Annotated in this window: 21 protein-coding genes and 1 pseudogene; 3 read left to right on the top strand and 19 right to left on the bottom strand. The window is 43.3% G+C overall.

Translation table 11 applies throughout. From position 1 onward, the window contains the following. Window positions 1-152: 152 nt before the first annotated feature. The gene (locus tag HMPREF3002_RS10160; protein ID WP_070666687.1) at window positions 153-992 is read left to right on the top strand and encodes a MurR/RpiR family transcriptional regulator; all 840 of its coding nucleotides are present in this window, start codon (window positions 153-155) and stop codon (window positions 990-992) included. Window positions 993-1,089: 97 nt separating this feature from the next. Here the strand turns inward: HMPREF3002_RS10160 and HMPREF3002_RS10155 are convergent, their stop codons facing one another. The 19 genes and pseudogenes from HMPREF3002_RS10155 to ruvB all read right to left on the bottom strand — a co-directional run bounded on the left by HMPREF3002_RS10155 (window position 1,090) and on the right by ruvB (window position 18,155). After that, window positions 1,090-1,977, bottom strand: coding sequence for an ROK family protein (locus HMPREF3002_RS10155; RefSeq protein WP_003009424.1), 888 nt, complete (start codon window positions 1,975-1,977; stop codon window positions 1,090-1,092). Between the two features lie 15 nt (window positions 1,978-1,992). Further along, complete coding sequence (locus tag HMPREF3002_RS10150; protein ID WP_070666684.1) at window positions 1,993-2,910, bottom strand: dihydrodipicolinate synthase family protein; 918 nt, start codon at window positions 2,908-2,910, stop codon at window positions 1,993-1,995. Between the two features lie 31 nt (window positions 2,911-2,941). After that, window positions 2,942-3,589 carry a DUF624 domain-containing protein gene (locus tag HMPREF3002_RS10145; protein WP_070666680.1) on the bottom strand — a complete coding sequence of 216 codons (648 nt, stop codon included), beginning with the start codon at window positions 3,587-3,589 and terminating at the stop codon, window positions 2,942-2,944. A 21-nt stretch (window positions 3,590-3,610) separates the two neighbouring features. Next, a complete protein-coding gene (locus HMPREF3002_RS10140) occupies window positions 3,611-4,063 on the bottom strand; it encodes a NanQ anomerase/TabA/YiaL family protein (RefSeq protein WP_070666678.1) in 453 nt (150 codons plus the stop codon). Between the two features lie 74 nt (window positions 4,064-4,137). Then, entirely contained in the window at window positions 4,138-4,977 is an 840-nt protein-coding gene (locus HMPREF3002_RS10135) for a carbohydrate ABC transporter permease (protein ID WP_003002334.1), read from the bottom strand. A gap of 15 nt (window positions 4,978-4,992) precedes the next feature. Further along, window positions 4,993-5,880: a carbohydrate ABC transporter permease gene (locus HMPREF3002_RS10130; RefSeq protein ID WP_003009412.1), complete on the bottom strand. Its 888-nt coding sequence runs from the start codon at window positions 5,878-5,880 to the stop codon at window positions 4,993-4,995. A 182-nt stretch (window positions 5,881-6,062) separates the two neighbouring features. Then, complete coding sequence (locus tag HMPREF3002_RS10125) at window positions 6,063-7,379, bottom strand: extracellular solute-binding protein (protein ID WP_070666676.1); 1,317 nt, start codon at window positions 7,377-7,379, stop codon at window positions 6,063-6,065. A 135-nt stretch (window positions 7,380-7,514) separates the two neighbouring features. Beyond that, window positions 7,515-8,213 carry an N-acetylmannosamine-6-phosphate 2-epimerase gene (locus tag HMPREF3002_RS10120; RefSeq protein WP_070666673.1) on the bottom strand — a complete coding sequence of 233 codons (699 nt, stop codon included), beginning with the start codon at window positions 8,211-8,213 and terminating at the stop codon, window positions 7,515-7,517. Between the two features lie 169 nt (window positions 8,214-8,382). Next, window positions 8,383-8,769, bottom strand: coding sequence for an ABC transporter permease (locus tag HMPREF3002_RS10115; RefSeq protein WP_070666671.1), 387 nt, complete (start codon window positions 8,767-8,769; stop codon window positions 8,383-8,385). 158 nt (window positions 8,770-8,927) lie between these two features. Further along, window positions 8,928-9,044, bottom strand: a pseudogene (locus HMPREF3002_RS10110) (alcohol dehydrogenase); the annotation flags it as partial. 210 nt (window positions 9,045-9,254) lie between these two features. Continuing rightward, window positions 9,255-9,578, bottom strand: a complete 324-nt coding sequence (locus tag HMPREF3002_RS10105; RefSeq protein WP_003009394.1) for a hypothetical protein — start codon at window positions 9,576-9,578, stop codon at window positions 9,255-9,257. Further along, window positions 9,578-9,883, bottom strand: a complete 306-nt coding sequence (locus tag HMPREF3002_RS10100) for a hypothetical protein (RefSeq protein WP_049472664.1) — start codon at window positions 9,881-9,883, stop codon at window positions 9,578-9,580. The genes HMPREF3002_RS10105 and HMPREF3002_RS10100 overlap by 1 nt, the downstream gene beginning before the upstream one ends. A gap of 13 nt (window positions 9,884-9,896) precedes the next feature. Beyond that, entirely contained in the window at window positions 9,897-10,454 is a 558-nt protein-coding gene (locus HMPREF3002_RS10095; RefSeq protein WP_070666664.1) for a hypothetical protein, read from the bottom strand. 251 nt (window positions 10,455-10,705) lie between these two features. Continuing rightward, the gene (adhE, locus tag HMPREF3002_RS10090) at window positions 10,706-13,357 is read right to left on the bottom strand and encodes a bifunctional acetaldehyde-CoA/alcohol dehydrogenase (protein WP_070666661.1); all 2,652 of its coding nucleotides are present in this window, start codon (window positions 13,355-13,357) and stop codon (window positions 10,706-10,708) included. A 402-nt stretch (window positions 13,358-13,759) separates the two neighbouring features. Then, a complete protein-coding gene (locus HMPREF3002_RS10085; protein ID WP_070666658.1) occupies window positions 13,760-15,562 on the bottom strand; it encodes an acyltransferase family protein in 1,803 nt (600 codons plus the stop codon). After that, window positions 15,552-15,956, bottom strand: a complete 405-nt coding sequence (locus tag HMPREF3002_RS10080; protein WP_049485592.1) for an MORN repeat-containing protein — start codon at window positions 15,954-15,956, stop codon at window positions 15,552-15,554. Before HMPREF3002_RS10080 ends, HMPREF3002_RS10085 begins: the two co-directional genes overlap by 11 nt. A 28-nt stretch (window positions 15,957-15,984) precedes the next feature. Further along, on the bottom strand, window positions 15,985-16,410 hold the full coding sequence (locus HMPREF3002_RS10075; RefSeq protein WP_070666655.1) for a low molecular weight protein-tyrosine-phosphatase: 426 nt from the start codon (window positions 16,408-16,410) through the stop codon (window positions 15,985-15,987). Between the two features lie 173 nt (window positions 16,411-16,583). After that, window positions 16,584-17,150, bottom strand: coding sequence for a nucleotidyltransferase family protein (locus HMPREF3002_RS10070; protein ID WP_070666652.1), 567 nt, complete (start codon window positions 17,148-17,150; stop codon window positions 16,584-16,586). A gap of 6 nt (window positions 17,151-17,156) precedes the next feature. Beyond that, window positions 17,157-18,155 carry a Holliday junction branch migration DNA helicase RuvB gene (gene ruvB / locus HMPREF3002_RS10065; RefSeq protein WP_021154208.1) on the bottom strand — a complete coding sequence of 333 codons (999 nt, stop codon included), beginning with the start codon at window positions 18,153-18,155 and terminating at the stop codon, window positions 17,157-17,159. A 230-nt stretch (window positions 18,156-18,385) separates the two neighbouring features. On the opposite strand from ruvB, the gene HMPREF3002_RS10060 reads away from it, so the two are divergent. Continuing rightward, window positions 18,386-19,108: a hypothetical protein gene (locus HMPREF3002_RS10060; RefSeq protein WP_241672479.1), complete on the top strand. Its 723-nt coding sequence runs from the start codon at window positions 18,386-18,388 to the stop codon at window positions 19,106-19,108. Window positions 19,109-19,123: 15 nt separating this feature from the next. After that, on the top strand, window positions 19,124-19,849 hold the full coding sequence (locus HMPREF3002_RS10055) for a hypothetical protein (RefSeq protein WP_070666646.1): 726 nt from the start codon (window positions 19,124-19,126) through the stop codon (window positions 19,847-19,849). Window positions 19,850-19,893 lie beyond the last annotated feature (44 nt).

The raw sequence follows: 19,893 nt of genomic DNA, 5'->3' as shown, positions 1-19,893 counted from the left end.
ATTGGAAGCGTTCTCTTCTTTTCTCCTATCCTGTTCCTAGTTTCAGTATTTCTTGATTTCTTTTACTTGAATAAAGCGGTTACCCATGTTATAATGTGTAATATATTATAGGAGTATCCTGTTATTTCATCTCGTGAGAAAGGAGGATTGCTGTGAAACAAGACCAAGATTTACGCGCCATTATCGCCAGCCATGAAGCTGAGTTAACAGATATGGAACGCGACATTGCCCAATATTTTTTATCATCCGAAGCACGACAGCACTCCCTGTCCTCTTCTCGTGTAACGGAGTTACTCCATGTTTCAAAGGCAGCTTTAACGCGTTTCTCTCAAAAATGTGGTTTTTCCGGCTATCGGGAGTTTGTCTATCATTTTAACGAAGAAACCAAAAATCAAAAACAGGTGCAAGTGCATGACGAACTCACTCTCAGCGTCTTGCAACGCTACCACCATATCAGTAACGTCACTGAAAGTCTGGTAAAAGATTCCCAATTAGATCGGGTAGCTGAACTAATCGGTCAAGTAGACCGAGTCTATTTCTTCGGGATCGGTAGTTCCGGTTTAGTCGCTCGAGAAATGAAATTGCGCTTTATGCGACTGGGCGTCGTTTGTGAAGCCCTGACTGATCAAGATGGCTTTGCTTGGACGACCAGCATTCTCGATTCCTCTTGTTTAGTCATCGGTTTCTCATTGTCAGGAGGCACCAACTCCATTACAGACAGTCTCCTGGACGCCAAAGAAAAAGGGGCTAAAACGGTTCTTGTGACGGCTAACCCGGCTGCCATCCACCAAGGATTCACAGAAGTGTTACCGGCCGCACCTCTTCCTAGTAGTACCTATATCGATCGAATTTCTGCTATTTTACCACTCCTCATTGTGGTCGATTTGATCTATGCTCATTTCCTTAATAAAAGCCGAGAACAAAAGGAAATTGTCTTTAATAGCTACTGGGAAAACAAAAAACTTTCTAGTCAACGTTCTCGAAAATCTTAATATGGTCTCCCTATTTAAAAAGCATGAAAGATCTGGTTTTCTTCATCTTTCATGCTTTTTTTGATGAATCAAAAACAAGTCGCCAGCGCGACTTGTTTTATGTTTCATGTTTTTGTCTAAAGTGGTAGTAGGCCCCCAACATACCCGCAGCGTTTTGATGGTGGGCAAATTCCAAACGGATCTTATCTGCTAGGCTAGGAACCAGTTCGGCACACAGGGCTTGATAGATTTTTGGCTTGAGGATGGCTTCCTGGGCCATAATCCCCCCTCCAAGAACGATGACCTCTGGATTGACCACATAAACGATATTGGCCAGTCCTTTGCCAAGGTAGGTCACCATTCGATCAATTCCAGCCATACAGATCTTATCTCCTTCTGTTGCCTGCTTAAAGATCCGGCGGCCATTCCACTGTTCCACAGGATCACCGTGATGTTCTGCCACATACTCGACCAAAGCCGTCGTTGAAGCTAGATCCTGAAAGGCACCATCTGGCAAATGAAGATAGCCAACCTCACAGGCTGAATTGCTAAAGCCATGAAAGACCTGACCATCGAGCAAGAGGCAACCGCCGATCCCTGTCCCAATCGTCAGACAAACAGCATTGTTCGATCCTTTTGCATGGCCTGTGGTGACCTCTGCGAGACCGGCACAGTTGACATCATTTTCAATCTCGCAAGGGATCTGAAAGGTCTCTTCGATTTCCTTTTTGAATTGGGTGCCTGCATAGTTGGGAATTTGTGGGCCGGCATAAAAGATTTCTCCCTTATCAGGATCTACCATTCCGGCCGAAGAAATCGCCACCCCTGCCAAGGGATGCTTCTTCAAATAACGGGCTACGATTTCCTTTGTTGTGTTAAGAATGTGAGGTCCTCCTTTTTGAGCCTCCGTTGGCATTTCATGGGTCTCTAGGAGTTGCCCTTTTGCATCGGCTAGACCATACTTGATACTGGTCCCTCCGATATCAATTACAACATATGGATTCATCTAGACCTCCTTTGATTAAAGGAATCTGGCTTTTGTGTCCTGAATGAGTTGAGCAGCACGTTGAATCACTTCTTGATCCGCTTTTACTACTGGCGTCAAAGGGGAGCGAACAGATCCCAAGTCCAAACCTTCATTAATGCGCAAAACCGCTTTGATGACCGCATACATATTGCCATGAGCAGATGTCAAGACTCCAATAATGTCATTGATGGCAAACTGCAAGGCACGCGCAGTCTCTAAGTCTTTCTCAGCAATCAGTTGATTGAGTTTCAAGAAGAGCTCTGGCATAGCACCATAGGTGCCCCCAATACCAGCGCCTGCTCCCATAAGACGGCCACCTAAGAATTGTTCATCTGGACCATTAAAGACGATATGGTCATCACCTCCTAAAGAAGCAAAGGTTTGAATGTCCTGAACAGGCATCGAAGAATTCTTGACCCCAATCACCCGTGGGTTTTTCAACATTTCCTTGTAAAGACTCGGTGTCAAAGCTATCCCAGCCAATTGCGGGATATTGTAGATGACAAAGTCTGTATGGGGTGCAGCTGCACTGATTTCATTCCAGTAGTGGGCCACACCGTATTCTGGCAAGCGGAAATAGATCGGCGGAATGGCCGCAATGGCATCCACTCCTAGTTCTTCTGCATGTCGTGCCAATTCCACGCTATCCTTGGTGTTGTTGCAGGCTACGTGAGCGATGATGGTCAATTTTCCTTTAGCTACTGCCATCACTTCTTCCAAGATCAGCTTGCGATCGGCCACGCTCTGGTAGATACATTCGCCAGAGGATCCGTTGACATACAAGCCCTGCACACCTTTCGCGATAAAATATTCTACGAGAGCACGCACCCGCTCCGGGCTAATTTCCCCTTGGTCATCATAGCAGGCATAAAAAGCAGGGATGACTCCTTCATATTTTTTTAAATCTGACATATTTTCTCCTTTTGTCACTAATAAATTCATTTTATTCTTGGTACTGGGCGAAAATCTTTTCCATTAATCCAACTTGTGCAAAAGCCAAGCTTGAAAAGCCGAACAAGAAAAAGATCATAAGTCCCAATAGGAAAACTAAAACCGAGCTTGCAAGAGCCATACATAGAAGTAAGAGAGCACTTCCCATGACGAAGAACCAAGGAAAATGCAAGCCTGTCACAATCATGGCTTTTTGCAAACACTCTTTCCAATCCAACTGGTAGCGAGCCGCAATCGGATAAGCAGCCAATAAGATCAACATAAGAAAGAGAAAGAGGCCTAAACAAACGGTTTTCAAAGCTTGGAAAGCTAGGGAAGTTTGCCCCCAAAATAAGAATAAATCAAAGAGACAAATACCTGCAACAATCAGTTCTAAACTTCCTAGTTGCAAGCCTATCTTCCAATTGTCCCGAAAAGCCTTCGCATAACTACGAATCACCGGAACTCGACGCTGGTGCTTAATGGCAAATAAGGTCTGATACAAACTAATTTTCGCAATTCCAATCGTGAGAACTGGTAAACAACTTAGCACAAATAAAAGATTAACGGTTACCAAGTCGAGAACCTTCTCACTGATACGCATCACTACATTGTCCGTGTTAAAAACGGTTTTGATCAATCCTGCCCCCTTAGATGACATAGGCACTCCTTTCTAACATGATCAATCGATCGCAATTTTAAATAGATACTTTTTCACAATATCTTCTTGCCCTGCATAGCCATTGGGCTGGTGAGGTTCCCCCGGAAAGAAAATCGCAAAATTATGATAGCCTAGATGAAGCGGATAAGACTCCTGGCAATGGACAAAACCGATGTCCGATACTTCATCAAATGCGAGCGCCTCACCTGTCACACGAGATCCATAACTCGAAAACTCATGCCCTTCTACCAATAAATGCAAATCGGCATATCTTTTGTGGTGTTCAAAGCGATCATTTTCTGCTTTGTTGAGGGTATTTTCTTGAACGACGAGAAAGACCTTATCCCCATCAATATCGTATCTCCCCAATTCAAAAGAATCCTTCCGATGCTCATAGAGAAAGTCAATGGCCTGATCTAGATTGGGGTGGATTCCTTTGTAAAAGGTGATGTTTTTTAAATCATCAAATATCATATTCTCATCCTTTCGATACTTCTCAGCCTAGAAAACCGATCTGTACACAACTATCGTTTGTCCAAGCAGAGGACTTATCCTTTGACCGCTCCCATGGTAATCCCTTGTGTAAAGGATTTTTGGAACACGAGGAAGACCGTAACGATTGGCACTGCAGCTAGGGCTGCCCCAGCCATGATCAAGCCATAGTTGGTGGCCATTTCAGCCTGCATGGTTGCTACCCCTAGTGAAATAGTCAAGTTTTGACGAGAGGTCAGCATTACCAATTGCATAAAGTAGTCGTTCCAGGTGTTGATAAAGGTAAAGATGGCAAGGGCTGCAAATCCCGGCTTGACAATTGGGAAGGCAACGCTCCAGAAAGTCCGCAACTCTCCACAACCATCGATCTTAGCAGATTCTAAGAGTTCTGTTGGGATGTTTTCACTAAATTGCTTCATCAAGAAGACCCCGAATGGCCATCCAACCAATGGTAGAATAACCGCTGCAAGGGTATCATGAATCCCCATAAAGTTGATAATCCGTACCAATGGAACTAAGACAACTTGTTTCGGAAGGGCCATGGCTGCAATGAAGATAGCAAAGAGAATTCGTTGCCCATAGAAGCGTTTCTTAGCCAAGACATAACCTGCCAAGGAAGAGGTCATACACACCAAAAGCATGGTTGCAAGGGAGATGAAGACACTATTCCACAACCATTGTAAGGCTGGGTTTTGTACCATCAACTGTTGGAAGTTTTCCATGGTTGGTGTCTTTGGCCACCACTGAGGTGGGATCATAATGGTATCTGGCTGAGACTTAAAGGCCCCTGTCAAAATCCAATAAAATGGGAAAATGAACAAGACTGTCAAAAGGAGCAAAATGATCGTTGAAATCACTGTAAAGGCAGTGATGGGTTTCTTTTGTGTTGGTTTCATCTGAGGCTCCTTTCTTTAGTATTCTACGTCGTTTCCGAGGATCTTGAATTGCGCAAAACTGATAATGGCAATCATCACCGCAAGGAAGACACCCATGGTGTTGGCATAACCGTATTCAGAGAGTTTAAAGGCTTTTTCATAGAGGTAGTACATAAGGGTACTCGTTGAGTAGTTAGGACCACCGGATGTCAACAATTGGATCAAGGCGAAACATTGGAAAGAGTTAATGGTCGTAATGATGGCAATGTACAAGGTTGTTGGCAACAAGCTTGGCCATTTGATCTTCCAGAAAACTTGAAATTCTGTCGCACCGTCGACACGCGCTGCTTCTACGAGAGAATTATCAATATTTCCCATAGCTGCGATGTAGAGGATGATCGGTTGACCAACAGAGGTGGTCAACAAGATGATAATGATGGCCATCAAAGCCCAGTGCTTGTCCCCCAACCAAGAAATGTTTTGGTTGATGACATGTCCAGATTTCAATACAAAGTTCAAAATCCCTGATAGCGGATCATAGATCCATTTCCATACAACCGTTACCGCTACACTCCCTGTAACAACTGGAAGGAAGAAGACGAAACGATAGAAGGAACGCGCAATGGCATTTTGATGGTAGGTCTGAGAAGCCACAAACAAGGAGAACAATACGACGATCGGAACCGAGCCGATAACGATGATGACAGTATTGATCAAGGACTTCACAAAGACCTTATCCGCAAACATGCGGGAATAATTTTCTAAACCGACAAACTTGAAGGATGTCATAGAATAGTTGAAGAAACTTGTCACAAAGCCCATAATCATGGGTGCTAGGACAAAGACCGTAAAGAAGATTAAAATGGGTGCTAGGAATGCGTAGGAAACGAGTGTCTCCCTCATTCGGATTTTGTTTACCTTCACAGTAAGGCACCTCCTAGTGTTCTTTTTCTATTTTCTTTTCTAAATATATCTTACGAAGTAAGAAAAGAAGATCCAGCAAGAATGAAGACCCCTTCGTTCCATTCCAAGTAGAGAGATACGGATTCGAAGGGGCCTGCATATTCTCGTTTCTATGAAAGACTTAGGTCCGCTTCATAGACTGATTATTTTTTCGTAATGGTTTCGTTTGCTTTTTCAGTAAAGGTCTTCAAAGCTGGTTCTGCTTTTTCATCCCCGTTTGAAACAGATTGCAACATTGGGAACCATAGGGTCCGCATTTCTGCAAAACCGTTGATTGTGTTGTAGTATGGTGAGTAGTATTTTGTCCAAGTGCTGATGGTTTCCATCCGTTTGTCATCGTACAACTTACCAAATGAACTACGAACTGGGAAGGCTCCTGTACGCACAACATCTTTTGGACCCCATACTTTGTCGTCTGCGATGAACTGTACAAATTTCTTAGCAGCAGCAATTTTCTTTTCATCTTTATTATTGAAGACCGCAAATCCATTGATAAGGTATTCCAATTTTGGTTTGCCACTATCAGATGGGAATGGCACTTCTACTACTTCGACTTTATTTGCATCCAACAATTTAGCTTGGATACCGTTTTGTGAAGGTGCCCACAAGATGGTGTAAGAAGTTTGACCGTTAGCAAAGTTTTGGATGTCTGCTCCACCATCAAATTGAGAACCGTTCATAAGCAAGCCGTCTTCAATCCATTTAGAAGCTTTTTCTAAACCTTTGACAAATTTTGGATCATCTGTTGTATACTTGGTTACTTTTTCATCTGTTACAGAACCACCGTAAAGGTTGGCGATAAAGGCACGAGTCCCTTGGTCTCCACCTTGACCGTTACTGAAGAGTGATCCTGGTGTGTAACCTTTGTCTTTCAAAGCTTTCAAGACTTTTTCAAAGTCGTCTGTTGTCCAGCCTTCTTTGACAAGGTCTAGCACTCCTGCATCTTTGAGCATCTTTTTGTTCATCGCCATGTAGAATGGTGCTGAACTGATTGGGTACATGTAGGCAGTGTCACCAGCTTTACTAGCTTGGATGATATTGTCGTTGTTGACATCTTTTACAAAATCTTCTGTAAAGAGGTCGTTCAAGTCAGCCAATTTACCATTTTTACCGTATTGAATAATCCGTCCTGGTGCGTCAAAGAGCACGTCTGGAGCAGTTCCAGCTTCGATAGCTGTCGTAATCTTTTCAGGACCAGATTTGAAGTCGATGGTTTCTAGTTTGACTTTGATATCTGGATTGGCTTTTTCGAAAGCTTCGATAATTGATTTTTCGTAGGTTCCTACACTATCATCAGCTTTCTCTTGAGTAAAGACTGGGAAAGCCCACCAGGTAATTTCTGTTTTACCAGAATTTCCACCAGAAGATTCCGATTTTGATCCTCCGCTAGAGCCACAAGCTGCGAGTGCTAGAAGAGCTGCACCAGCTACCAACGAGCACAATACTTTTTTCATTTTCATGTGATTTCTCCTCACGATTGCGGTAAGATTACTCTTACAGGGGGTTATCCTCAATGAGGACGCCTATTCTTGTTCATGTTTCAGATTCGACTACTCTCTATTCGGTCTCCTCCTTCAATCTACTGTTTTGTTTTCTCATTTTAAGGCTGCGACAAAGCGCTCTGTAATCTCTTTTGGTCGGGTAATGGCGCCACCTACGACGATACCACGAACACCGAGATCATGGATTTTCTTGGCCTGATCAGGGTAGTGGATCTTGCCTTCTGCGATGACATCTACTCCTGCTTGGCAGAGACTATGGATCAGTTCAAAATCTGGACCATCAACCTTTGGACTGTAGTCCGTATAGCCCGAAAGGGTCGTTCCGACAAAGTCCACTCCTGCTTCGACAGCTGTCAATCCTTCTTCCAAAGTAGAGATATCAGCCATCAAGAGTTGGTCTGGATATTTCTCTCTGACTTGATGGATAAAGTCACTAATCGAAAGTCCATCATGACGCGGCCGTTTGGTACAATCAAGCGCAATGACCGCGATATCCAAAGCTGCCAACTCATCGACTTCCTTCATAGTAGCCGTGATAAAGGGTTCCTCAGGTGGGTAATCGCGTTTGATAATCCCAATGATCGGCAACTTGGTCACTTCCTTGATTTCCTTGATATCTCGTACACTATTGGCTCGGATTCCGACAGCTCCACCCTGCTCAGCCGCTTTGACCAAGAGAGGAATAACTCCTCCTGCTTCTATATAGAGCGGTTCATGAGGGAGGGCTTGACAAGAAACAATGATGCCATCTTTGATTTGTTCAATCAGTTCATCTTTTGTAATCTTTGACATAACTCCTTCTCCTTTGATAATAAGGCAACTCGAGTACTTGTAAATTGATTATAATCTATTTTTAAAGCGCTTACAATATTAATCGTGCAATTGGATTATAGTTTCACATTTAGGGGAAAATAAAAAGATCTCTGAAACTAGTTTCAGAGATCTAGGACATGGTGATTCCCTAGGTCATCTTTTGAGTCGCTTTTTCCTTTACGACAAATACAAAGCCGATAGAGCCGACGACGGCTCCAAGCAAGATCCAATAGACCATATCCGATGAAGCCATTGGGCCTGCCAAGAGACCTGCTAGTAAAGAGAGATCGATATACAGTCGGGTATCGCGATAGAAGGTCCAATTGAAATGGTAGCTACCTTCTGGATACTGACGTGTCGATACAGGCGGTTGAAAGACCTGAAGAAGGATCAAAATCCCAACAAAAGCAAGATAAGCCAGGCTAACTACCGAAAGAGGAGCCTGCATCGTTAAAGCTACAGTCGCTAAAAGCAAGACCAAGATCCAGAAATGGAAGTCCATCCAGAATTCACGATGATAACAAAACCGTTTCATAAGATCACACCTTTCTCTTTATGTAATCGTTTTCTGTACTTATATTATAAGACAACAAATTTATTTTGCAAGGAATCATTGGCTTTTGGGGGTTGAAAATAGGACCAGAATATCTCTGGTCCGTCTAAAAAAACTATGAACAAATATTAGTTGCCACTTCATTCACTGATATCATTTTCGATAATGACTTTGAGTGCGTTGTTTTCACCCGCATGTTTAAAGACATCATAGGCTTTTTCAACTTCTGAGAGTTTGAAGTGGTGGGTGATGAGCTTGATCCAGCAGTTGCAGATTGCCTGCAGATACATAGGTTGCAGCTTTCATAAGCGACTCCTTTTTTGTTGGTTTGATAAAACCATTTTATTTTCGTTTATTTGTGAATATTATAACATACTAAGTAAGCGCTTGCAAGAATTTATGAGCACATTTTTAAAAGTTTTTTGAGCAAACAAAAACATTCCTCTTATCTCTACCAGAGGAATGTTTCAATCACCTTGTTCTAATTGTTGACGCTGCTTATAGTACTCTTGCTGCTCGCGCTCACGCTCTTCTTCTAAACGCTCTTCATAGCGCTTGAGTTCTGCCTCAAACTCTTCTTGCAAGGCAAATAAACGCTCCAAGCCACTTTGGGCCTCCGCACTTGGGGCTTGAAAATGAAGGGCACTTAGCCAGTCCACTAAATTTTCTGTATGTTGGCGGACATCCATACGCATATCCGCATAATCCCACTCCAACTCACTAAGCTTTTGATTGAAGCGGTAATGTCGATCTTCTAGTTGTTCTAATTCACTATTTCCTGAATGGTACATCACATACCTCCTTTAATCGGACTCAATAAAATCGGCTTCTTCACTGCTTTCAGTGCTGTTTCTACCGCGTCCGCTGCTCCTCCTGTAAATCCATCTTTCAAATCACTAACTAGGGTCGTTGTAGCAAAAGAGCGCATCTTTTCGGATTGACCGCCCAAGGTTACCTGCAAACTCATCCCTTCCAACATCATCAAGGCTTTCTGCGTTGCAATCAAACTTCTGATCGCAATCCGCTCTTGCTCCTTTTTAATCTCTCGATGGAGCTCCTCAATTCGTTCTCTGTCCTCTCCCAGGATCTCTAACATCTTTTTCTCCTACTTATGAAAAATCAAAGGCCGTCGCTTGTCCCTTGTCCAAGTCCACCAATTGAGCTGATGCAGCCTCCAGCTGACCTGCCAAATCTGACAAGCGAGTGGAATAGGCCTTTGCTTGGGCGAGGTTCTCCGCCTCTACCGCTTGGTCCCAACAAGCATCCATGGAGAACTCTCCTAATAGTTGCTCCACTTCTGCGTCTGTTAAAAATTGGGCCATGCTGTGGGCCATTTGTGACACCTCAGCGACCTTATGGGAAACCGTCTCCTTGGCCTCTTCCAGCTTATCCTTGACCTCTGCCTCAAAGGCAGTTGCTTGCGCTGAAGCATTCTGCGCTACCGCCAGCACCAATTCCTCGCGCAATTGAATGGTCTGGGTCCCAGACGTGCTCGCTAGTTGCTGATGGAGGCTAGAAATGCTTGGCTTTTCCTGCCCATACATGGAGACCACTGAAGCAGATGATGGCTGATTTTCTGAAGTGGAAGTTTCCCGATCTCGTTGGGGCATTTCAATAATTTTCTGTGCCTGATCTTGTCTTCCTTGCACGTCACCTTCTAACTCCATTTGAGATGGCCTCCTTTCTTGGATTTATTTTTTCGTTTCCTATAACTGAAAAAGGATCATAACCCTTCAGCTACAGGCAGATTCACACACTATAGGGTAACATAAAATAGCTCGGAATGCTATAAAAATAACACAATTTCTGAAAAAAAGTCTAATTTTTTATGAAAAAACGAGTTTTGGACCCAAATAGCAAAAATCCCCCGCTCTTTCGAGTGGGGGTAGCTGATAAACATCAGTTGTTCCTTGGCGTCTTATTTACGACGTCCTGGACGTTCCTTGTAACCATAGTAAGCATCTTCGATGATTTCTTGCATATGGTCTACCATTGGAAGACGTGGGTTAGCTGGTGAACATTGATCTTCATAAGCAAGGAAGGCCAATTCACGAGAATGTTTCTTCCATTCTTTTTCATCGATGCCTTGTGCTTTGAAGTTCATTTCGATACCACAGCGTTCACCGAGTTCGTATACAGCTTTTGCATAAGCTTCAACGGCTTCTTCTGGAGTAGAGCATGGAAGTCCTAGCATACGAGCGATATCTTGGTATTTTTCATCTGCACGGTAGTAGTTGTACTTAGGCCATGTAGCTGTCTTAGCTGGGCGTGTACCGTTGTAGCGGATAACGTATGGAAGCAAGATGGCATTGGTCCGTCCGTGGATGGTGTGGAATTGCGCACCGATCTTGTGGGCCATTGAGTGAGAAATACCGAGGAAGGCATTGGCGAAGGCCATACCTGCGATGGTTGATGCATTGTGCATCTTTTCGCGTGAATGGAAGTCCGCATTCTTGACTGAGCTTTCCAAGTTTTCAAAGACAAGTTTAATAGCTTGAAGAGCAAGACCATCTGTGAAGTCGCTAGCCATTTGTGATACGTAAGCTTCTGTCGCGTGCGTCAAGACGTCCATACCAGTGTCTGCTGCAACAGATCCTGGAACTGTCAATACCAAGGCAGGGTCTACGATGGCAACTGTTGGAGTCAATGAGTAGTCTGCGATTGGGTATTTACGGTTGTTGGCTTTATCAGAGATAACGGCAAATGGAGTTACTTCAGATCCTGTACCAGATGTTGTTGGGATCGCAATAAATTTAGTCTTCTTACCAAGCAATGGGAACTTGAAGGCACGTTTACGGATATCCATGAATTTTTGTACCAAGTCACGGAAGTCCACTTCTGGTTGTTCGTAGAAGAGCCACATAACTTTGGCTGCATCCATTGGTGATCCACCACCGAGAGCAATGATCGTATCTGGTTTGAAGGCACGCATGATCTCTGTACCACGTTCAACAGTTGTGATATCTGGATCTGGTTCTACGTCTGCAAAGATTTGGTAAACCACCTTGTTGCGACGAAGGTCAAGCTGTTCGATGATACGATCAAGGAAACCAAGCTCTACCATAGCGTGGTCTGTAACGATCATGACACGTTCAACGTCACGACATTTTTGTAGGTATTCAATTGAATCACGTTCAAAGTATGTTTTTGAAGGAAGTTTCATCCATTGCATGTTATTTCTCCGGCGTCCGACTTTTTTGATATTCAAGAGGTTGATGGCACTAACGTTGTCCCCAACAGAGTTGCGTCCGTAAGAACCACATCCAAGTGTCAATGATGGCAAGAAGGCATTGTAAACATCCCCGATACCACCGAAAGTCGAAGGAGAGTTGCAGATCACACGAATAGCTTTGACCGCTTTACCAAATTCTTTGGTCAATTCTTCATCAGCAGTATGGATGGCTGCTGAGTGACCAAGACCGTTGAATTCAACCATTTGGCGAGCTTTGTTAATTCCGTCTTCACGGCTTTCAGATTTCAAAACAGCGATGACTGGTGACAATTTTTCACGAGTCAACGGTTCTTTTTCACCAACTTCTTTACATTCTGCCGCAAGGATATTGGTTCCTTCTGGTACAGTGAAGCCAGCTTGTTCAGCGATCCATGCTGCTGGTTTCCCAACGATGTCCGCATTCAATTTCGCACCCGCGCAGTTCTTGCTGTTGGCTTTTACGCCGAAGCAGAACTCTTCAAGAAGGGCTTTTTCTTTTTTGTTAACAAAGTAAGTGTGGTAAGATTTGAATTCTTCAACAAACTCATCGTAGATTTCTTTATCGATGATGACCGCTTGTTCAGACGCACAGACCATACCGTTGTCAAATGATTTAGACATGACGATATCGTGTGCTGCTTGGCGGATGTTGGCTGATTTTTCAACGTAAGCAGGCACGTTTCCGGCACCAACCCCAAGAGCTGGTTTTCCACAAGAATAAGCAGCTTTCACCATGGCGTTACCACCGGTCGCAAGGATCGTAGCAACTCCTTCATGGTTCATAAGGGCACTGGTTGCTTCCATAGAAGGTTGCGTGATCCATTGCACACAGTTTTCAGGAGCTCCTGCTTTAATCGCTGCATCGCGGACGATTTGTGCCGCATGAGCAGATGATTCTTGAGCAGATGGGTGGAAGGCAAATACGATAGGGTTTCGTGTCTTCAAGGAAATCAATGCTTTAAAGATTGCTGTTGAAGTAGGGTTGGTTGTAGGTGTGATCCCGCAGACAACACCGACTGGCTCAGCAATAAGGGTCAAACCAGTGACGTCATCTTCTGAAATGACCCCAACTGTCTTGGTGTGACGCATGTTATTTACTACGTGTTCACAAGCGAACAAGTTCTTCGTCGCCTTGTCTTCAAAGACTCCACGACCAGTTTCTTCATAAGCATGAAGAGCGAGCTCACCGTGAGCGTCAAGAGCAGCTACAGATGCTTTCGCCACAATGTAGTCCACTTGCTCCTGGTTCAATTTGCGCATCTCTTCAAGCGCCACTAGCGCTTTTTGCACCAACTCGTCTACGTGTTTTTCAGCAGCGAGTTTCTTTTCTTCAGGTGAGAGAGTTTTTTTATCAGCCATTTGATGCTTTCCTCCAATGTTTGAAACCCTTATCCTTTTCTAGAACTTTTTCATGTTTTCGGAAATTTTCAAGAATAGTGTAAGAAATTTCGATTTGTTAATTATTTCACAATATAATTGTACTCTATTTTGAGATTTTTGTAAACACTTCCAAGCAACTTTCACAAAGATTTTTTTGAAGTTTGTGAAATTTTTATCAATCTTATTGCTGTGAAAGCAATTATCTAGCAAAATTGTGAAAAAATAATTAAAAAAATTTTTTCTTCACAAAGAGATGTTTTCAATTGATTTTTGTAAGCGTTTTCTTAATCTTACTAAAATAAGCAGCTTTTTACAAGTAAAAAGTTGCTTTTTGTTTTATTTTGTTAGGATTTGTTTTGTTTCAGTTTCAGAGAAGCATTGTTACTTCTTGACCGGACCTTTTTCGGCCTTATCAAGGGCTTCTTTGACTGTTTGAGCATAGAGTTCCCCACCATTGGTTTCCATATTGAAGTGAACAGAGTCTGTTCCCACCCAAATGTTTGGATTTTCAATTGCTACTTGGTACCAGTCCGCAATCGTGATAAAGTCGTATTTCTTAGCTAGTTCCAACTCATAAAGACGCGTTTGAACCGATTCACTGGACTGATCGTTGGCATAGCGACCATCATATGGTGTCACAAGGATCAGGCGACGGCCTTTTGGAAGTTTCTCAACATACTGATCCAGCAATTCTTTGTAGTTACTTACAGTATTGGTTCCTAGGGCAATGACCACATTTTTTAGGAGAACTTTATTGGAGATGTCAGTCTCAAAGACCTTCATTCCATTTTCCAACTGACGGCTCACCACTGCATCAATCTGGATGCCAGGGATGGCTTTAGTCAGGTAGTCCTGCGCTCGCAAGTTAACCGAATCACCGATCATGGTCACACCATTTGAGACGTTATAGTCTGTTGCAGTCGCATTGTCCACCTGCATCCGTGTGACCTGCATTTTGCTGTCTGCTTGATTGAGCCCACTCACTACCAAACTCTCATCAAAAGCTCCGACTGTTGGTGCAAAGGCAGAGATCCCGATCATCAAGAGAGCTAATGGAATCATGAGGTAAAAGATCGGCTTGGTCAAAAAGCTAAGATCCATCTTCATACCAAAGACACGAGGCTCCTTGCCTGCAATGGTTGGCTCCAAAATATAGAAGGACAGAGCCGTTAGAATCAAGGAAACGATCGTCGTCACAAGGGCTGCCATCATATTTCCCAAATGTTGAGAGAAGATGATAAAGAAAGGCCAGTGGAAAAGATAGACACCATAACTGGTATCTGCCAAGAAATTGAGGATGGCTGGTTCTTTTTTATCTGGCGTCTTCTCATGGAGAATGCGGGCCGAAAGAATCATGGCACAAGCTGCGATTGTCGCTGCTAAAAAGCCAAATAGATAGGTCCACAAGCTATCAAATGGCAAGAAAAGACTGAGCACAAACAAGAAGGCAAAGCTTCCACCCAAGACCGATAAGGTCTTTTTCATGCTCCAAGACTGCACCAGCTTTGTAAAGTTCGGGCTGACATTGGCAATCCCTGTCACCGTTGCTAGGCATGATCCCGCAAAGAAGGGGAAGATGTGAGTGAAGCTAGAAAAATAGATGGTAGAGAAATTGGCTGTCAGAAAGGCGCGGATGAACATGGACAAGAAGGTGAAGAGAAAGAGCCCGCTGGATGCTAAGAAGAGCATGCCTCGGTATTTTCCAACCGTCTTAGCTCGCTTAGCCAAGAACCATGCCAAAAGTGCCCAGAGCACATAGTAATGCACTTCTAGAGCCAAACTCCAGGTATGAAGGAAGAGATGCGGAATGAAGTTGCTTTCGTAACTACCACCCGTTGCCATCTCAAAGAAATTAGTCACAAAACCAAAGACCGCCGCAATCTGAGTCCCAATACCAGCCACGTAGTCCCGTTGGACCATAAAGGTAAAGGGCATCACGACCAAGACCATAAAGACAAGGGGTGGTACGATCCGGTAAAAGCGCCGTTTCAAGAATGCCAGGTAGTCGATTCCTTGCTTGCGCGCAAATTCATCGATCAAGAGCGCTGTAATCAAAAATCCTGAGAAGGTGAAGAAAATATCTACCCCAATGAAGCCTCCAGGAAAGGCTTTTTGGAAGAAATGGTAAAGCAATACCAATAAGAGTCCTGTAACACGGACTAGTGAAAACCATTTAATGCGCATTTTGATAAATCCCCTGCTTGAATGTTCCTTTGTATACGACGTTGGCTTCTGTGGTCAAGGTGCCTTTGCCCTCCGGCTGGCCGTTAACAAACTGCCCTTCATAGGTCCAACCATCCTTGGACTTAAACTTACCATAGCCGCTAAAAGAGCCGTTGACGAGGTTACCTGTATAGGTATCCCCATTTTTAAAGGTGACGGTTCCCTTGCCATTCATCTTGCCACGGACCAAACTTCCGTCGTAACGGATCGCCCCCTTATCCAGGGTCAAGACGCCCTGACCTGGAATGGCTGAAAAGAAAACCATCAAAGCAGATAGAATAATCACGACTAATGCTGCTATTTCTAAATTTTTTCGTGTTAGATAGACCTTATAAGTCTCATAAAATTCTTTCATATTCTGTATTCTCTCACATATCAAACTCTTAGGAAGTTGCTAGCTGATCCAACCAGGCCTTACAGCCAGTCAGAACTCTGGAATAGGTCTCCTCAAAATCACCGGTATACCAAGGATCTGGCACACTTTCAGCAGCAAAAAGATGAATCTTGTGTTCTGTTCCTGCAGGAGCCATTCGCTTCAGATCTGCTACATTGTTTTCGTCCATTCCTAGGATCAAATCAAAGTTGTAAAAATCCTCTTCCTTGATCTGCAAGGACGTCTTGGCTGGATCATATGGGACCTGGTGTTGTTGAAAGATTTTCTGGGTTCCCCGATGGATGGGATTGCCATGTTCCCAGCTCGAGGTGGCCCGACTTTCAATCTCATACTGATCCGTCAAATCCTTCATGACAAACTCCGCCATGGGGCTCCGACAAATATTTCCTAAGCAGACAAAGACGATTTTTTTCATGATTCCACCTAACTCCTTGTTCGGACTGCCCAACCTAGCTGAGCTCTTGGCTTTCCACTATGGAAAACCAGCATACTATTACTATTATAACAAAAATGTGACAGAAAGATGACAAAGTGGCTCCATCATTTTAAAGAAAAATCAGATTCCTTTTTCAAATCTGATCTGTTTCTCTATTTTGGAAAACGAACCTCTAATGGAGGCCATTTACTCTGCCAATTTTTCTTTTTCATCCGCTCTGTATAAACCGCTAAACGCTCTGGGCTGGCTAAAAAATGCGGAGTTGGCTGAACGATGAAGTCTTCGATATCCTTTGTCCCATAAGGGAGAAAGAGTTCTAGCTGGCCCTCTTTCCTTAAGCGAACCGCAAGAGCCGTACACTGCTCGGGGTATTTAGAAACCGCATCACAGGCACTGCGATAAGGAGCCGTCCCCGGACTATGCTGGTGCATATAGACTTGATTTTTCACTTCCCAAGCGTACTGGGGATAGGTCTTCTTTAATTCTTGCTCGATCTGCAGAGTCTCCTCATAGCTGATCGTAGGGTCATAAAAGACCAGATCCATATCGGTTGTCGCGTCAAACCCTGGTTTTCCAGAGAGCTGGTTCCAGATGAAATTGCGCACCGCGCCCGCCGCTAACCAGGCATCTGCCAAGTTGAGATCCCGAATGATAGCCAAAACAGTCATCATCTCCGGATCCGCTTGGATTTGTTCTACTATTGCTTCTTCCGTCAGCATCTTCTTCTAGTCTCCATTGTAGGGATAACCCAGGTGTTCATAAGCCTTGCGAGTCGCCACGCGCCCTGTCCGAGTCCGCATGATAAAGCCTTTTTGAATCAAGTAAGGCTCATACATATCTTCTACGGTCTCCCTCTCTTCGGCAATATTGACCGATAGAGTCCCAAGCCCGACCGGGCCACCGCCGTACATTTCAATCATGGTGCGCAGGATCTTTTGATCGACATAGTCCAGTCCTTCATGGTCCACATCTAGCATAGAGAGGGCCTTGTCGGTAATGGTATCGTCAATCAAGCCATCGCCCATAATCTGAGCAAAATCGCGCACCCGCTTCAGCAAGCGGTTGGCAATCCGAGGAGTCCCACGACTACGAAGAGAAAGCTCTTCGGCAGCCTCGTGGGTAATTTCCATCTCAAAGATCTCGGCGGTCCGCTCGACAATCTCTGTCAAATCATCTTGTTCATAGTATTCCATGTGCCCCGTAATTCCAAAGCGAGCACGCAAGGGATTGGACAGCATACCCGCTCGAGTCGTCGCCCCAATCAGAGTGAAAGGAGGAAGGTCCAGATGGACACTCCGGCTGCTCTCCCCAGCGCCAATCATAATGTCGATGTAAAAATCTTCCATGGCGCTGTAAAGCACTTCTTCGACTGACATAGGAAGACGGTGGATCTCATCGATAAAGAGGACATCCCCCGGTTCTAGATCATTGAGGATAGCTACCAAGTCACCGGCCTTTTCAATGACAGGACCAGAAGTCTGCTTGAGATTGACGCCCAGTTCATTAGCGATGACAAAGGCCATGGTGGTTTTCCCAAGCCCCGGAGGGCCAAAAAGAAGGACATGATCCAGCGCCTCATCCCGAAGCTTAGCCGCCTCAATAAAGATTTTCAGCTGGTCCTTGACCTTATCTTGACCGATATATTCATGTAAATATTGCGGGCGCAACGTCCGTTCAACGGCCTCTTCATCGCCCATGATTTCATTGTCTAAAATTCTACTCATACAGTCTATTATAGCAAAAAATGATACCTTCGGTACCATAAATAGAATGTGTTTTTTAAAGATCCTGGTTCTCACTAGCGTTCGTTAGAATAAGTTGAATAGTTGCCCTCATCGCCAACCTTTCTTTTTATTATACAGTCCCTTCTTCTTCATCTATCGCTCACCATTTCACTTTATAATTATTTCCTTTAATGATAAAATTAAAGCAACAACGTTTAGGAGGTAAATTTATGTTTACTAAAACAAAGAAGATCCTTTTCGGTTTCTTGGCATTCTTTGCAGTGCTCCTTATTGCAGGATGTCAGTCTTCTCCATCGCAGTCTTCTAAAACAAATAAGTCTTCTCAAACAGATAAATCTCCTCAAACAATCAAAGCACCACAAGATCTTACAAAGGATCAACAAGGAACTTGGAAATGGACTGACCAACAAATGACCATTCAAAAAGTATTCCTAGCTTCTAATATCAAAAAACTTGCCGCTGTACTAATGCTTGATGACTTCGATAAGGTTAAGATGACGATGACCATTAAAGATAAAACCGTTGAATTGAAGTACCATTTTGATTACAGAAAACTGTATGAGGATCAAGCATTTGCAACAGGAGAGAACAAAGCGAATTATGAATCGTATTTAAAAAATAAAACTGCTGAATTTAAGAATTATATTCCAAATTTGAAACATACAAAGATTACTCTTGACGAACCTAATGATGCCTATGATTACTCTCTAACTGGAGAAATCGATACACAGAAACATACTATTACGTTCCCTGAAACACCTACATTTTTAAGTAGAATTGTTATGGGAACCACGTATAATTCACTTGTACCAATTACTTATACTTACACCGTTGAAGGTAACCAACTAACACTTTATGCTGAAGGTAAAGATGAACAAAGTCATTTTAGAGTAATACGTCTTCGTTTCAATTACGTAGAAGACAATCATTAGAAGGAGTGATCAATCATGAACAATATGAAAAAAAGTTCCCTATGGATGTTTTCCCTTCTTGCTCTTCTATTGGTATCAGGATGTGGGCAACAGAAACAACAGCAACAGAAACAACAAACAACCGCTGAGACTACAACAGTTGCAGAAACTACCACAGTAGCACCTACCCCAGTCTCACTCGAAGGAGACTGGAAAGCTGTAGATTTTAGAGATACAGTGGAACGTACTTTCTTAATTTATTATGATGATGCTAATAGTCGATTAAAGGTTACTGAAGCCTTCCAAGATATCGTTCCGACTCTAAAAATTACAGGAACAGATGTAACTTATTCTTATAGTGCAGATATGAATAAGTATATTGATTTTTATGCTGAACAGAATAAAGATAAATATCCTACAAAAGAAGAAGCTACTGCCATCCTTCTAGGCGTAAGAGAAAAGAAATTTGGAAGTTTTAAACATCAAACTGGAACGTTTGATAACAATACAAAAGTGTTAACTGCAACGTTAAATGATGGGGTTTTAAACGAAAATGCAAAAACGATTGTATTCCCTGAAGTCCCAAACATCTTTGGAGTTCTACCTCTTTATATTAATTCTACAGACGTACCAATTACTTATCACTACGAATTGAATGGTGATATCCTTACAATGTATGCTGAGAAAACGTACGATGAAACTGGTGCTCATCTTGTTTATCCAATGAAATTCAAGAAAGTTTCAGATCCTAAAACTAATTAAATAACTCACTGAGAGTGGGACAGAAATCGATAATTCGTTAGAAT

The sequence above is a fragment of the Streptococcus sp. HMSC065E03 genome (genome assembly GCF_001815045.1).
Lineage (GTDB): Bacteria > Bacillota > Bacilli > Lactobacillales > Streptococcaceae > Streptococcus > Streptococcus parasanguinis_AD.
The sequence above is the reverse complement of the archived record's forward strand: the minus strand, read 5'-3'. Positions and strand labels throughout refer to the sequence as shown.